The sequence below is a fragment of the Nonomuraea sp. NPDC004186 genome (genome assembly GCF_053603495.1).
The window spans coordinates 1-13,324 of record NZ_JBSGFQ010000114.1 but is presented as its reverse complement, the minus strand read 5'-3'; the positions used below and the strand labels follow the sequence as shown (position 1 = coordinate 13,324).

Here is a 13,324-nt window from a genome sequence, read left to right as displayed (position 1 = left end):
AAACCCTTCGTGTGTCGGTCAGTCGAGATCGCGGGCGCAGCGGAAGCCGGTGTTGCCTCCGGAGGTGTCCGGCGTGTTGTGCGAGCGGGCGGCGACCCGGTAGCGGTTGCAGTAGGAGGCGTGGCAGAGGTACGAGCCGCCGCGCGTCACCCGGTCGGTGCCCGAGGGCGGACCGGCCGGGTTCCGCGCCTGCGCGGGGTGGTCCGTGCCCCACCAGTCGGCGCACCACTCCCAGACGTTGCCCGCCATGTTGTGCAGGCCGAAGTCGTTGGGCGGGAACGCGTGCGCCGGGGCGGTCCCCGCGTAGCCGTCCTCGGCCGTGTTCGTGACCGGGAAGCGGCCCTGCCAGATGTTGGCCAGGTGCCGGCCCTCGGGGGTGAGCTCGTCGCCCCACGGGTAGCGGCGCTGGTCGTGGCCGCCTCGGGCGGCGTACTCCCACTCCGCCTCGGTCGGCAGCCGCTTGCCGGCCCAGCAGGCGTACGCGCCGGCGTCGTGCCAGGACACGTGGACGACCGGATGGTCGCCGCGGTCGTCCAGGCCGCTCCCCGGCCCTTCGGGATGGCGCCAGTCCGCCCCCCGGACGGCCGCCCACCACGGGGTGACCTCGGGCCGCGGCGAGATCCGGCGCAGGTCCCGGTTCAGGAAGCGGACGAAGACGTAGGACCAGCCGATCCGTTCGGCTTCCGTGACGTAGCCCGTCTCGGCCACGAATCCCGAAAAATCGTCATTCGTTACTGCGCAGCGGTCGATGAGGAACGGCGAGAGCTCCACCGGGCGGACCGGGCCCTCACCATCGGAGGGGAAGCCCTCGGCGTCCTCGCTGCCCATCCGGAACCGCCCGCCGGGCAGCAGCACCATCCCGGCGTCGGAGCCGCGCCCCGCCCGCAGGGGCTGAGCCGCCGCCGTCGGCGCGCCGGACGGCGGGCGGCCCGGGGTGCAGCACCCGCTCATGCCACCGCTCCGGTGGCGGCCAGCTCTCCGGCGAAGTGGCACGCGGCCAGCTGCCCCGTTTCGGTGGGCGTGAGCTCCGGCGCCCGCTCGACGCAGACCGTACGGTCCGGGCGGTTCAGCGGCCCGATCGGACAGCGGGTGCGGAACCGGCAGCCGGTCGGCGGATTCCTGGGACTGGGCAGATCCCCGCCGAGCACGATCCGCTCGCGGGCGCGCCCGGCGGTTTCCGGGACCGGCGACGAGGCCAGCAACGCCGCCGTGTACGGATGTTGCGGCGCGGTGTAGACCGACTCGGCGTCGCCGATCTCGACGAACCGGCCCAGGTACATCACGGCGACCCGGTCGCTGAGGTGCCGCACCACCGCGAGGTCGTGGGCGATGAACAGGTAACCGAGATCGAGCTCGTCACGCAGGGACTCCAGCAGGTTGATGATCTGCGCCTGGATCGACACGTCCAGCGCCGAGACGGGTTCGTCGAGCACCAGCAGCTTCGGCCGGGCCGCGAGGGCGCGGGCGATGCCGATGCGCTGGCGCTGCCCTCCGGAGAAGGCGTGCGGGTAGCGGTCGAGGTGGCGCTCGCTGAGGCCGACGCGCTCCATGAGCGCCACCACCTCGGCGTCACGCTCGCCCGCCGGCAGACCGCGCACGGCGAGCGCCTCGTCCAGGGACTGGCGGATGGTACGGCGCGGGTTCAACGACGCGTACGGGTCCTGGAACACGTACTGCACCGTCTCCCGCAGCTCCCTGGCGCCGGCCCCGACGCGGACCGACCCCGAGGCCGCCGCGTTGATGCCGACGATGGTGCGGGCCAGGGTGGACTTGCCGCAGCCGGACTCGCCCACCAGCCCGACGGTCTCCCCGCTGGACACCGTGAGGCTGACCCCGTCGACGGCGTACACCGGCCGGTGACGCCGGATCAGTCCCGCCCTGTCGGCGGCGACGTCCACCCGCAGGCCGTCGATCTCCAGCAGCGGCACCGGTGTCCGGTCGCGCCGGCCCTCGGCGGCGGCGGTGCGCATCGGCGGGATCGCCGCGCCGCGCCGCGTGACATGGCAGGCGGCGAGGTGCCCGTCGCCGCCGCGCGGCGACAGCTGCGGCACCTCCCGCGCGCAGACGTCCTCGCTCAGGCGGCAGCGCGGGTGGAAGGGGCAGCCTTCCGGCAGGCGGGCGGGGTCAGGGGGAGCGCCGGGGATGGAGGGCAGCCGCCGCCCCGCGGAGTGCTCGTCGATGCGGGGCATGGCCGCGAGCAGGTCGGCGGTGTACGGCAGCTCCGGGCGGCCGAAGATGACGTCCACCGGGCCGCGTTCCATGACCCGGCCGCCGTACATCACGACGACCTCGTCGCACATCTCGGCCACCACGCCCATGTCGTGGGTGATCATCAGTACGGCGATGCCCAGCTCGTCGCGGAGCCGGCCGAGCAGCCGCAGGATCTGCGCCTGGACGGTCACGTCCAGCGCGGTCGTCGGCTCGTCGGCGATCAGCAGCGAGGGCGAGCCGGCCAGGGCCACCGCGATCACGACGCGCTGCCGCATGCCGCCGGAGAACTGGTGGGGGTAGTCGCCGATCCGGCGCTCGGCGTCGGGGATGCCGACCTGGACCAGCAGCTCCAGGGCCCGCCGCCGGGCCGCCCGTTTGCCGGTGCCATGCACGATCAGCGCTTCGGCGATCTGGTCGCCGACGGTCATCGCGGGGTTGAGCGCGGACTGCGGGTCCTGGAACACCATCGCGATCTCCCGGCCGCGCAGTTCCCGCATCCGCTTCTCCGGCAGGGTCAGCAGATCCGTGCCGCGGTAGCGCACCTCCCCCGAGGTGATCCGTCCCGGGGGACGCACCATGCGCAGGATCGAGCGGGCGGCCACGGACTTGCCGGAGCCCGACTCGCCCACGATGCCGATGATCTGCCCGGGGCTGATCGAGAACGTCACGTCGTTGACCGCGTGGACCACGCCGTCCGGCGTGTCGAACTGGGTACGCAGGCCGCGCACCTCCAGCAGGGAGTCGTTCATCGTCGGTTCGCCGCCTGGTTCAGAGCGTCGGACAGGAGGGTGAAGGCCAGCGCGAGCAGCAGCAGGACGAGGCCGGGGCCGAGCACGTAGGAGGGCAGGCTGTCGATGTAGCGGGCGCCCACGTTGAGCATCGCGCCCAGCGACGGGTTCGGCGGGTTGATCCCGAGCCCGACGATGCTCAGCCCGGCCTCGATGAAGATCGCGACCACCATGAACACGGTGGCCTGCACGAGGATCGGGTCGGCCACGTTGGGCAGGATGTGGCGGACCATCACCGTCGAGCGCGGCACGCCGAGCACCCGGGCCGCCAGCACGTACTCCCGCTGCTGCTGGGCGAGCAGGCCCGCGCGGGCGAGCCGGCCGAAGCCGGGCAGACCGGCGATGACGATCGCCGTGAACAGCGCCTTCCAGCCGGCGCCGATCATCATGACGATCATGATGCCGAGGATCAGGCCGGGGAAGCCGAGGATGATGTCCAGCACGCGCTGGGTCACCGAGCCGAGCCTGCGCGACACGTAGCCGGACAGGCCGAGCAGGGTGCCGATCGCCATGCTCACCGGCACCGCGGTGAGGATCAGGCTCAGGTCGGTACGCAGGCCGTACAGCGTCCGCACAACGATGTCGCGCCCGAACTCGTCGGTGCCCAGCGGGTGTCCCATGGACGGCCCGGCGAGCGCGTCCCTGGCCTGCTGGTCGTAGCCACCGGGGGCGAGCACCGGCGCGAGCAGGGCCAGCGCGACCAGCAGCGTCAGCAGGACGGCCCCCGCGAGCCCCTTCGGGGTCCGGAACGCCTGCGCGTAGCGGGCCGGCGCGCCGCCGCGCTCGCGCCGCCGCCGGACCGGCCTCTCCCCCGCCGCGATCACGGGCGCTCTCTTCGCAATCGTCATGTCACTGCCCCAATCGGATGCGGGGGTCGAGGGCGGCCAGGGAGATCTCCGTCAGCAGCTGCGCGATCACGGCGATGAGCACCGTGCCGACGATGAGCACCTGGATGACCGCGTAGTCGGCGCTCTGAGCGGCCGAGACGGCCAGCTGTCCCAGCCCGTTCCTGGCGAAGATCGCCTCGATGACCACCGCGCCGGCCAGCAGGTCGCCGAACCTGATCCCGATCGCCACCACCGCCGGGCCGAGGCTGTTGCGCAGCACGTGCCGGACGCTGATCCGCCGGGTCGGCACGCCCTTGGCCACCGCCAGGTCGACGAAGTCCTCCTGGCGCACCGCCAGCATCGAGGTCTGCACCAGCCGCGCCACCCCGGCCGACATCGGCAGGGCCAGCGCCAGCGAGGGCAGCAGCAGGTACTGCAGCCCGAGGTCCGGGCGCTCCAGCACCGACATCTCCCCGCTGATCGGCAGGATCCGGATCGCGACCCCGAACGCCAGGATGAGCAGCAGCCCGACCAGGAACGGGGGCGCGGCCAGCAGGCTGGTGTTCGTCGCGTCGGCGAGCGCACGCGACCACCGCGAGCGGGCGGAGCCGGCCAGCACGCCCAGGCCGATCCCGACCACGGCCAGGAACAGCCCGGCCAGCACCGCCAGCTCCACGGTGCTGCCGACCCGGGTCGCGATCAGCTCGGCCACCGGACGGCCGTACTGGAAGGACCGCCCGAGGTCGCCGGTGAACAGGCCGCCCATCCAGCTCAGGTACTGCGACACCAGCGGCTGGTCCAGGCCCAGCTGGGCGCGTACGGCGGCGATGGTCTCGGGGGTGGCCTCCGGGCCGGCGATCACGGCGGCCGGATCGCCAGGGGTCAGCCGCGGCAGCAGGAACGCGATCACGCTGGTGGCCAGCAGCACCAGGACCACCGACGGGACGCGCTTGACCAGGTAGCGGATCATCGGACCAGGCACGTCTCACGCGAGAGGAGCCCGCCGGAGACCAGGGAGAACCCCTGGACGGCCGTGGACTTGACCGTGATGGCCGGCGTCGTCGCCAGCACGTGCTGGACCGCCTGGTCGAGCATGTACGCGGTGAGCTTCCGCACCGCCTCCGCGCCGGCCTGCCCGCCGCCCGCCTCGATCACCCCGCGCACGAGGGCGGTGTACTCCTTGCTGGTGAAGGTGCGGTGGGCGCCTTGCAGGCGTACGTCCGGATTCGTCTGCGCGACCAGCGACGGGCTGGGCACCTGCCCGCGGAAGGACAGGTAGTTGCCGCCCTTCCCGGCGGCGAGCCGCGACTGGTAGTCCGGCGCGGGCAGGGCGACCAGCTTCGGCCGGAGCCCGACGTCGGTGAGGTTGTTGGCGATGATCTGGTACACGGCCTGCAACTGGGGGTTGTTGATGATGGTGATCGGCACCTCGGCCCCGCTCGCGCCGGCTTCCTTGATCAGCTCCCGTGCCCGGGCGGGATCGTGGCGGTAGGCGTTCTCGCGGTCCTTGGGGTACTCCGGTCCGGCCGGCCACACCAGGCCGCCGGTCTCGCCGAGGCCGCTGAAGACCTGCTGCTTGATGCGGTCGCGGTCGATGGCGTACCCGACGGCCTGGCGGGCCTCCTTCTTGGCGAACGCTCCGCTCGCGGTGTCCAGGACGAGGGAGTACAGCACCTGCTGGCCCTCGTAGAGCTGGAACTGGCCGCCCTTCTGGGTGACGGTGGCGGCGTCCTGCGTCGTCAGGCCGGAGGCCAGCTGCGTCCGCCCGGACCGCAGCGCGGCGAGCTGAGCGGTCGAGTCCGCGATGACCACGTTCTCGATGCGGTCGAGGTGTGGCAGGCCCCGCTGCCAATAACGGTCGTTGCGGACCAGCACGAGCTGGGCGCCCGGCTGGTACCGCTCCACCTTGTACGGCCCGGTCCCGACGAACTTCGAGCCGTCGGCGAGGTCCTTGTAGGTCTGCGAGTCCACGATGGGGGTGTCGTCGAGGACGCTCGCCAGCACGGGCGACAGGGGTGTCTCGGACTCGATCGTCACCTCATGGTCGCCGGTCGCCTTGAGCCGCCAGCCGCCGATGATCTGCTTGTCGTTCGACGGGCTCGCCGGTTCGAGCGCCTGCTTGAAGGTGAACAGCACGTCGGCCGAGGTGAAGGGGCGGCCGGAATGGAAGGTCACGCCCTGGCGCAGGCTGAGCGTGGCCGTCCGGTCGTCGGCGCCGACCTTCCACGCGGTGGCCAGCAACGGGACCGGGTTCGCGATGTCGCCGTCCTTGACGCTCATGAGCGGTTCGAAGACCCCGCGTACCCAGAACAGGTTCGCGGCGCCCTGGGCGAGCACCCGGCCGGGGATGGGCGGCTGGGCGCTGGCGACGACCAGCGTGCCGCCCTCGCGGCAGCTCGCGGTGGACCCGCCGGCGGCTTGTTGCCGCTCCAGCTGGACCGCGGACTGGCAGCCTGCCGTCAACGCGGACGACAGGGCCAGCGCCAGCAGGACTCGGAGATTCGTACGGGAGTATGGACGGCTTTGTACGCCTGTGCGCATGGTGGAACTCCTCGTGAAGCCGGGGACGACGCCGCCTGCGCCTGCGCCGTCATGCCGGCTGACGCACCGGTCCACGCGGGACCGGCGCCGGGGGGTGTTTCTGGAAGGTCAGGCCTTCGTGCTCGGGATCGCTTCGAGCCGCAGCAGACTCGTCTCGAAGAGCCCGCACATGTCGATCGCGGGGTCGCGGAGCCATTGCAGCTGCAGGCCGTTCATCAGAGAGACCAGTTCGGCGGCCGTGGCGGCCGGATCGAGGGACGGGGACAGCCGCCCCTTCTCCTGGTCGGCGATGACCAGCCGGGCGATCCGGCCGCGGACTCGCTGGTTGCGCTGGTAGAAGAAGTCGTGGGCCGGGTGCGCCGGGTTGAGGCTCTCGGCCGACTGGACGGTGAACAGCCGGACGAGGCCGGGTTGGGTCTCGTTGCGGCGGCAGAACGCCATCAGCCATTCCCTGGTGGTAACCTCCACACCCTGGAACTGCGCTTCGACGTGCTGCTCGTCTTGGAGGTCGCGCTGCTGGAGCACCGCGAGGATGAGGGATTCCTTGCTGTCGAAGTGGTGCAGCAACCCCGGCTGGGAGACTCCGACCTTCTGGGCCACGTCGGCCAGGCTCGTGCCCCGGAAGCCCGCGACGGCGAACGCGTCCGCGGCGACGGCGAGGATCTGCTCCCGTCGCGCGGCGGCCGGGCGGCGGACCCGGCCACTCTCCGCTCGTGCCATTGCGTGCCTCCTCTTCGACGCCGACCGGCTCACTGGTCCGGTTATCACGGTGTGAATTACTCGCAACTTACCGAGTACTCGGTAAGTAAGGAAGCCCTACTCGTCAGTAACTTACGGTGTGGCGGCGACTTCCGTACGCGGTCGCGGCAGCGCGTCGCACGGATCGGCCGGCAGGTCCCGCGGCAGGCCGACCAGGGCCCCCACCCGCGATACCGCCACAAAGCCGTAATGGCGACCCCCGGAACCGGGGGTCGCCATGGGCCAGGGAGCTCCTACTTGAGGCTGTCCGGGACGCCGGACTTGTCGCCGAGGCCGACGAGGTAGTCCGCGTACTCCTTCACGTTGTCCTTCTTGACGAGCTTGCCCTGCAGCGTCTCGTCGGCCTGCACCTGCTTGCCGCCCAGGACGTCGGAGGCCAGCGAGACCACCTTCTGCCCGAGCGCGAACGGCGACTCGGCGTTCGTGGCGTACATCTCGCCCGCCGCGACGGCGGCCAGCGCGTCGGCGATGCCGTCGTTGCCGACGACCTTGACCTTGCCCACCAGGTTGCGGGCCTTGAGCGCGGACAGCACGCCCATGGCCATCTCGTCGTTGGCCGCGTACACGCCGTCGATGTCGGGGTTGGCCTGCAGCACGTTCGTCATGACGTTCAGGGCCTTGGCCCGGTCGAAGTCGGCCGCCTGCGTGGCGACGACCTTGATGTCCTTGTGCGTGGCGATCTGCTGCTGGAAGCCCTTGCTGCGGTCCTGGGCCACGTTGGTGCCGAGGATGCCCTGGATCTCGACGACCTTGCCCTTTCCGCCGACGGCCTCGGCCAGCGCGTCGGCCGCGTTCTTGCCGGCCTGGACGGCGTCGTAGCCGACGAACGTGGCCAGCTTGCCGCCGGACGGCTTGCGGTCGAAGGCCATCACGGGGATGCTCGCCGAGTTCGCCTGGGTGACGGAACTGCTGGCCGACTGGCTGCCCACCGGGTCGAGGATGAGGATCCCGGTCTGCTTGGAGATGGCGGTCGTCGCCTGGTTGAGGAAGGTGGCGTCGGAGTTGTCGGCGTTCTGCACGTTCAGGGTGATGCCGCTCTTGGCGGCCTGGGCCTCGGCGCCGTCCTTCACGCTGATGAAGAACGGGTTGCCGAGCGTGCTCATGATGATCGTGGCGTCCTTCTTGCCGGACGCCTGGGAGGCGCCCGTGGTCGCCTCCTCGCCGCCCCGGCTGCAGGCGGTGAGGGAGACGGCGGCCAGGATCGCGACGGCGACGAGTTTGCGGGGAGTGCGCATGGATCTTTCCTTTAGATGTGCTGGGCGAGTTCTGGGGTACGGACGGGGGATTCGGCCCTGCGTGGCACGAGCCTGCGCAGGATGTCCACGTTGCGGTCGAGGAAGACGGCCAGGAGGATGACCAGGCCCTTCACCACGTCCTGCAGGAACGGGGAGACGTCGAGCAGGTTCATGCCGTTGTCGATGACGCCGAGCACGAGCGCCCCGACGAGGGTGCCGAGCAGGGTGCCGCGACCGCCGGCCAGGCTGGTGCCGCCGATGATGACGGCCGCGATCGCGTCCAGCTCCAGGCCGGCGCCGGCGGTCGGCTGGGCCGTGGACAGCCGGGCGGTGATGATGAACCCGGCCAGGGACGCCAGCACGCCGCTGATGACGAAGGCGAGGATCTTGACGCGGTGCACCCTGATGCCGGACAGCCGGGCGGCCTCGACGTTGTCGCCGGTGGCGTAGACGTAACGGCCGAAGCGGGTGCGGGCCAGGACGTACCCGAAGATCCCGAACGCCACCAGCATGATCCACACCGGCACCGGCACGCCCGCGAACCGAGCCTGCCCGATCCCCTGGAAGTCGTAGTCCGTCACCGGGATCGGGTTGCCCGAGGTGATGTGCAGGGTGAGCCCCGCGAACACCGACATCGTGGCCAGCGTCGCGATGAACGACGGCATCCTGGTCCTGGTCACGAGCAGGCCGTTGACCAGCCCGATGGCCGCGCCGGTCGCCAGGCCCGCGGCCAGCGCGGGGATCAGCCCGTACGGGCCGAGCGTCAAGGCGGTGACGACGGCGGAGAAGCCGAGCGCCGAGCCCACGGACAGGTCGATCTCGGCAAGGATGATCACATAGGTCTGCCCGGCCGCGAGCAGCGCGGCCACGGAGGTCGCGAGCGCGACGTTGAGCAGGTTCGTCGGGGTGAGGAAGACCGGCGAGGCCACCGAGAGGACGATCCCTACCAGGAGGAGCATCCACACCGCGCGCAGCCGGCCCGCGACGGTCTTGAGCTTCGAGGTCATGCGGCACCTACCAGTGCGTGCTTGAGGATGGACTGCTCGTCGAGGTCGTCGCCGGTCAGCTCGGCGACGAGCCGTCCCTCGCGCATCACGACCACGCGGTCGGACATGGCGACGAGTTCCGGCAGGTCGGAGCTCACGAGCAGGACGGCGACGCCGTCCGCGGTGAGCTGGTTGATGATCCGGTAGATCTCGGTCTTGGCCCCGACGTCCACGCCGCGGGTCGGCTCGTCCATGAGCAGCACCCGCGGCCGGGTCATCACCCACTTGGCGAACAGGGCCTTCTGCTGGTTGCCGCCGGACAGCGAGCTGACCGCGATCGACGGGGAGGCGGCGCGCACCCGCAGCTCCGAGATGACCGCGCCGGTGGCGGCGCGCTCCTTGCCGCGCCGTACGACTCCGCTCCCGGAGCTGAAGTCGCGCAGCGAGGCCAGCGACACGTTCGCCTCGACAGACTGGCCCATGCACAGGCCCTCCGCCTGCCGGTCGGGCGACAGGTAGGCGATCCGGCTGCCGATCGCGTCCTGGACGCTCGCGACGCGTACGCCGGAGCCGTCCACGAGCACGGACCCGCCGGTCATCGGCTGCAGGCCGAACAGCGCGCGCAGCAGGTCGCTGCGCCCGCAGCCGACCACGCCGCCGATGCCGACCACCTCGCCGGCCCTGACCTGGAGGTCGATGTCGTGGAAGCGGGTGCCGCCACCGCCGCGCACCTCCAGCACGACCTCGTCCCCGGCGTTGCGGTCCTTGGGGTAGAAGTCGTCCACGGCGTCGCCGACCATCGCGGTGACGACCTCGGCCGGGGTGAGCCGCTCGGTGGGGGCGTCGAGCGTGACCCGGCCGTCGCGGAGCACGACGATGCGGTCCGACAGGGCGAAGACCTCGTCCAGCCGGTGGCTGATGTAGATCACCGAGACGCCGGCCTCGCGCAGCCGGTTCACCTGCGCGAAGAGCTGCTCGGACTCCTGCTCGTCGAGCGCCGCGGTCGGCTCGTCGAGGATGATCAGCCGCAGCTCGTGCGTCATCGCCTTGGCGATCTCGAGCATCTGCCGCTCGGCCACGCTCAGCTCGCTGACCTGGCGATGCACGTCGATCTCCATGCCGAGGCGGCGCAGCGCCTGCCTGGCCTCGGCGGCCATGCGCTGCTTGGAGACGAACAGGCGGCCGAAGACGCGCTCGCGGTCCAGCACGTACATGTTCTCGGCCACGCTGAGGTGCGGGAACAGGTTCTGCTGGAACTCCTGGTAGATGACCTCGATGCCCTGTGCCATCGCGGCCTGCGGGTCCTTGAGCACCGTCGCGGTCCCGTCGATCAGCAGCCGTCCCGAGTCGGGCTGGTGCGCGCCGGAGATCACCCGGGTGAGCGTGGACTTGCCCGCCCCGTTCTCCCCGACGAGGGCCACGACCTCGCCGGGTCCGACGTCGAAGCTGACGCCGCGCAGAACGCTGTTGTCGCCGAAGGACTTGCGCACATCGGCCAGCTGGAGATGCATGCCAGGCTCCCGATCAGTACACGACGCCCGCGGTGAGCAGGACGTTGGCGTACGGGGTGAACTCGCCGGAGCGCACGGCCGCCCTGGCTCCGGCGGTGGCCTGCTTGAACTCGGTGTGCGGCAGGAACTCCAGCGTCAGGCCGAGCCGGTCGAACCGCTCCTCGATCGCGGCCAGCATGTCCGGGCTGTGCTGCTTGATCTCCTCGGACAGCCGCACGCCCTCCACGGCCACCTCGTCGAGCACCGCGTCCAGCAGGTCGAGGAAACGCGGCAGGTTCTCCCTGACGGCCAGGTCCACGCGTTCCACCTCCCTCGGGATGGGCAGTCCCGCGTCGGTGACCACGATCGTGTCCGTGTGGCCGAGCTCGGAGATCACGCGGGCGAGCTGGGCGTTGAGCGTTCCTTGGTTGCGCCTCATCGGGTGGCTCCTTCCATGGAGGTGTTGACCATTGGCTCGACCTCGTCCTTGCCGGGGAGCGAGGGGCTGGCTCCCGCCTTGGTGGTGGCCAGGGCGCCGGCCGCCATGCCGTACTGGATGGCGGTGTCCACATCGAGGCCGGCGGCGAGGGCGCCGCCGAAGAAGCCGGTGAACGCGTCGCCGGCCGCCGTGGTGTCCACGGGCGTCACGGCGTACGCGGGGAAGTGGCGGGTGCGCTCCTTCGTGACCGACAGGGCGCCGCCCGCGCCGAGGGTGATGATCGCGTGGCTCACGCCGCGCTCCAGGAACCAGGCCGCCGCGCGCTCCGCCGACTCCAGGTCCGTGACCTGCACGCCGGTCAGCACGGTGGCCTCGCTCTCGTTCGGGGTCACGATGTCGAGGTACGGCCACACGTCGTCCGGCAGCTCCTGGGCGGGCGCCGGGTCCAGGACCACGGTCAGCCCGGCCGCCGCGCCCTCCCGCGCCGCGTGGCAGGCGACCTCCGTCCGGATCTCGAGCTGGAGCAGCAGGACTCCGACCCGGTCGCGGACGCGCTCGATGCTCTCCGTGACCATCGCCTCGTCGAGGGAGGCGTTGGCGAGCGGCGTGATGACGATGTCGTTCTCGCCCGAGGCGTCCACGCGGATGTGGGCGACGCCCGTACGGCCTTCGACCGTGCGGACCTCGGTGAGCGTGACGCCGTGCGTCTCCAGGCCGGACAGCACGATGTCGCGGAACGGGTCCTGGCCCACGCAGGCGGCCATCCAGGTCGGCGCGCCCGAGTGGGCCGCGGCCACGGCCTGGTTCGCGCCCTTGCCGCCGAGCACGAGGGTGAAGTCGTCGCCGAGCACGGTCTCACCGCGCCGCGGCAGCCGCCGGCTGAACGCCGTGACGTCCGCGGTGATGCTCCCGACGACGAGAACACCGGTGGGTTCCATGGGGGTTCCTCCAGATTCGGGGATGGATGAGCCGAGGGCACGGCCCATGCGCCGTGTCCTTGCGGGTGCGGGGTCGATCAGATCCCGGCGGGGTGCCAGACCGTCTTGGTCTCCATGAACGTGGTCATGCGTCTCGTCCCGTGGTCCTCCGCCGCGGTGAGCACACGTTTGAAGTTCTCGGCCGCAGCCTGTTCGCAGGCCTGCTTCAGCTCGGGGGCCGCCACGCCGGTGAGGTCGAGCCCGTTGACGTCCATGTGCGCCGCCAGCCACGGGGCCAGCTCGGCCTGGTGCCCGGTGAGGATGTTCACGACGCCGCCCGGCAGGTCGGAGGTGGCCAGCACTTCGGCGAACGTGATCGCGGGCAGCGGCGCGCGCTCCGAGGCGACCACGACGCAGGTGTTGCCGGTGACGATCACGGGTGCGACGGCGGTGACGAGGCCGAGGAGGGGCTCGGCGGGCGCGATGACCGCGACCACCCCGGCCGGTTCCGGCGAGGACAGGTTGAAGTACGGGCCCGCGACCGGGTTGGCCGTGCCGCGCACGGCGGCGATCTTGTCGGACCAGCCCGCGTACCAGACGAGCCGGTCGACGGCGGCGTCCACCTGCTCCAGCGCCTGCTTGCGCGGGCCGCCGAGCTCGTCGGCGAACTGGGCGCGGCGGCCCTCCAGCATCTCGGCGACCCGGTAGAGGATCTGGCCCCGGTTGTAGGCGGTGGCGCCCGACCAGCCGGGGAACGCCTTGCGGGCGGCCACCACGGCGTCGCGGGCGTCCTTGCGCGAGGCTCTGGCGGCGTGCTCCGTTCGCGTCACGGGGTACGACCTCCCGCTCTCCGAGCGCGGGAACGCTCCACCGATGAAGAGCTTGTACGTTTTGCGCACGGTCACTCGTCGATCAGACATCGAGGTATGCCTCCAATCCGTGCAGACCGCCTTCGCGGCCGTAACCGGACTCCTTGTAACCGCCGAACGGCGAGGCCGGATCGAACTTGTTGAACGTGTTGGCCCACACCACCCCCGCCCGCAACCGGTCAGCCATCCACAGGATCCGCGACCCCTTCTCCGTCCAGATCCCCGCCGACAACCCATACGGCGTGTTGTTGGCCTTCTCCAC

General features: G+C 71.3%; 13 protein-coding genes. All 13 read right to left on the bottom strand.

Annotated features, from left to right (window positions below; all coding sequences use genetic code 11):
• Nucleotides 1-18: 18 nt before the first annotated feature.
• Nucleotides 19-951 carry a formylglycine-generating enzyme family protein gene (locus tag ACWEPL_RS52640; RefSeq protein ID WP_452440897.1) on the bottom strand — a complete coding sequence of 311 codons (933 nt, stop codon included), beginning with the start codon at nucleotides 949-951 and terminating at the stop codon, nucleotides 19-21.
• The gene (locus tag ACWEPL_RS52635) at nucleotides 948-2,960 is read right to left on the bottom strand and encodes a dipeptide ABC transporter ATP-binding protein (protein WP_452440896.1); all 2,013 of its coding nucleotides are present in this window, start codon (nucleotides 2,958-2,960) and stop codon (nucleotides 948-950) included. The genes ACWEPL_RS52640 and ACWEPL_RS52635 overlap by 4 nt, the downstream gene beginning before the upstream one ends.
• Nucleotides 2,957-3,847 carry an ABC transporter permease gene (locus tag ACWEPL_RS52630; RefSeq protein ID WP_452440895.1) on the bottom strand — a complete coding sequence of 297 codons (891 nt, stop codon included), beginning with the start codon at nucleotides 3,845-3,847 and terminating at the stop codon, nucleotides 2,957-2,959. Before ACWEPL_RS52630 ends, ACWEPL_RS52635 begins: the two co-directional genes overlap by 4 nt.
• 1 nt (nucleotide 3,848) lies before the next feature.
• Entirely contained in the window at nucleotides 3,849-4,796 is a 948-nt protein-coding gene (locus ACWEPL_RS52625) for an ABC transporter permease (RefSeq protein WP_363974943.1), read from the bottom strand.
• Nucleotides 4,793-6,367: an ABC transporter substrate-binding protein gene (locus ACWEPL_RS52620; protein WP_452440894.1), complete on the bottom strand. Its 1,575-nt coding sequence runs from the start codon at nucleotides 6,365-6,367 to the stop codon at nucleotides 4,793-4,795. Before ACWEPL_RS52620 ends, ACWEPL_RS52625 begins: the two co-directional genes overlap by 4 nt.
• Before the next feature lie 108 nt (nucleotides 6,368-6,475).
• Nucleotides 6,476-7,087, bottom strand: a complete 612-nt coding sequence (locus ACWEPL_RS52615) for a TetR/AcrR family transcriptional regulator (RefSeq protein ID WP_363974937.1) — start codon at nucleotides 7,085-7,087, stop codon at nucleotides 6,476-6,478.
• Between the two features lie 272 nt (nucleotides 7,088-7,359).
• The gene (locus ACWEPL_RS52610) at nucleotides 7,360-8,361 is read right to left on the bottom strand and encodes a substrate-binding domain-containing protein (RefSeq protein ID WP_355199931.1); all 1,002 of its coding nucleotides are present in this window, start codon (nucleotides 8,359-8,361) and stop codon (nucleotides 7,360-7,362) included.
• Between the two features lie 11 nt (nucleotides 8,362-8,372).
• Nucleotides 8,373-9,368 carry an ABC transporter permease gene (locus ACWEPL_RS52605; protein ID WP_350735823.1) on the bottom strand — a complete coding sequence of 332 codons (996 nt, stop codon included), beginning with the start codon at nucleotides 9,366-9,368 and terminating at the stop codon, nucleotides 8,373-8,375.
• Entirely contained in the window at nucleotides 9,365-10,858 is a 1,494-nt protein-coding gene (locus tag ACWEPL_RS52600; RefSeq protein ID WP_355199932.1) for a sugar ABC transporter ATP-binding protein, read from the bottom strand. Before ACWEPL_RS52600 ends, ACWEPL_RS52605 begins: the two co-directional genes overlap by 4 nt.
• 13 nt (nucleotides 10,859-10,871) lie before the next feature.
• Nucleotides 10,872-11,276, bottom strand: coding sequence for a D-ribose pyranase (rbsD, locus tag ACWEPL_RS52595; RefSeq protein WP_350735829.1), 405 nt, complete (start codon nucleotides 11,274-11,276; stop codon nucleotides 10,872-10,874).
• Nucleotides 11,273-12,214 carry a ribokinase gene (locus ACWEPL_RS52590; protein ID WP_452440892.1) on the bottom strand — a complete coding sequence of 314 codons (942 nt, stop codon included), beginning with the start codon at nucleotides 12,212-12,214 and terminating at the stop codon, nucleotides 11,273-11,275. The genes rbsD and ACWEPL_RS52590 overlap by 4 nt, the downstream gene beginning before the upstream one ends.
• 77 nt (nucleotides 12,215-12,291) lie before the next feature.
• Nucleotides 12,292-13,113 carry an aldehyde dehydrogenase family protein gene (locus ACWEPL_RS52585; protein WP_355199933.1) on the bottom strand — a complete coding sequence of 274 codons (822 nt, stop codon included), beginning with the start codon at nucleotides 13,111-13,113 and terminating at the stop codon, nucleotides 12,292-12,294.
• The coding region (locus ACWEPL_RS52580) for an aldehyde dehydrogenase family protein (protein WP_452440890.1) at nucleotides 13,106-13,324 on the bottom strand (219 nt) is incomplete at its 5' end. The genes ACWEPL_RS52585 and ACWEPL_RS52580, both read right to left, overlap by 8 nt.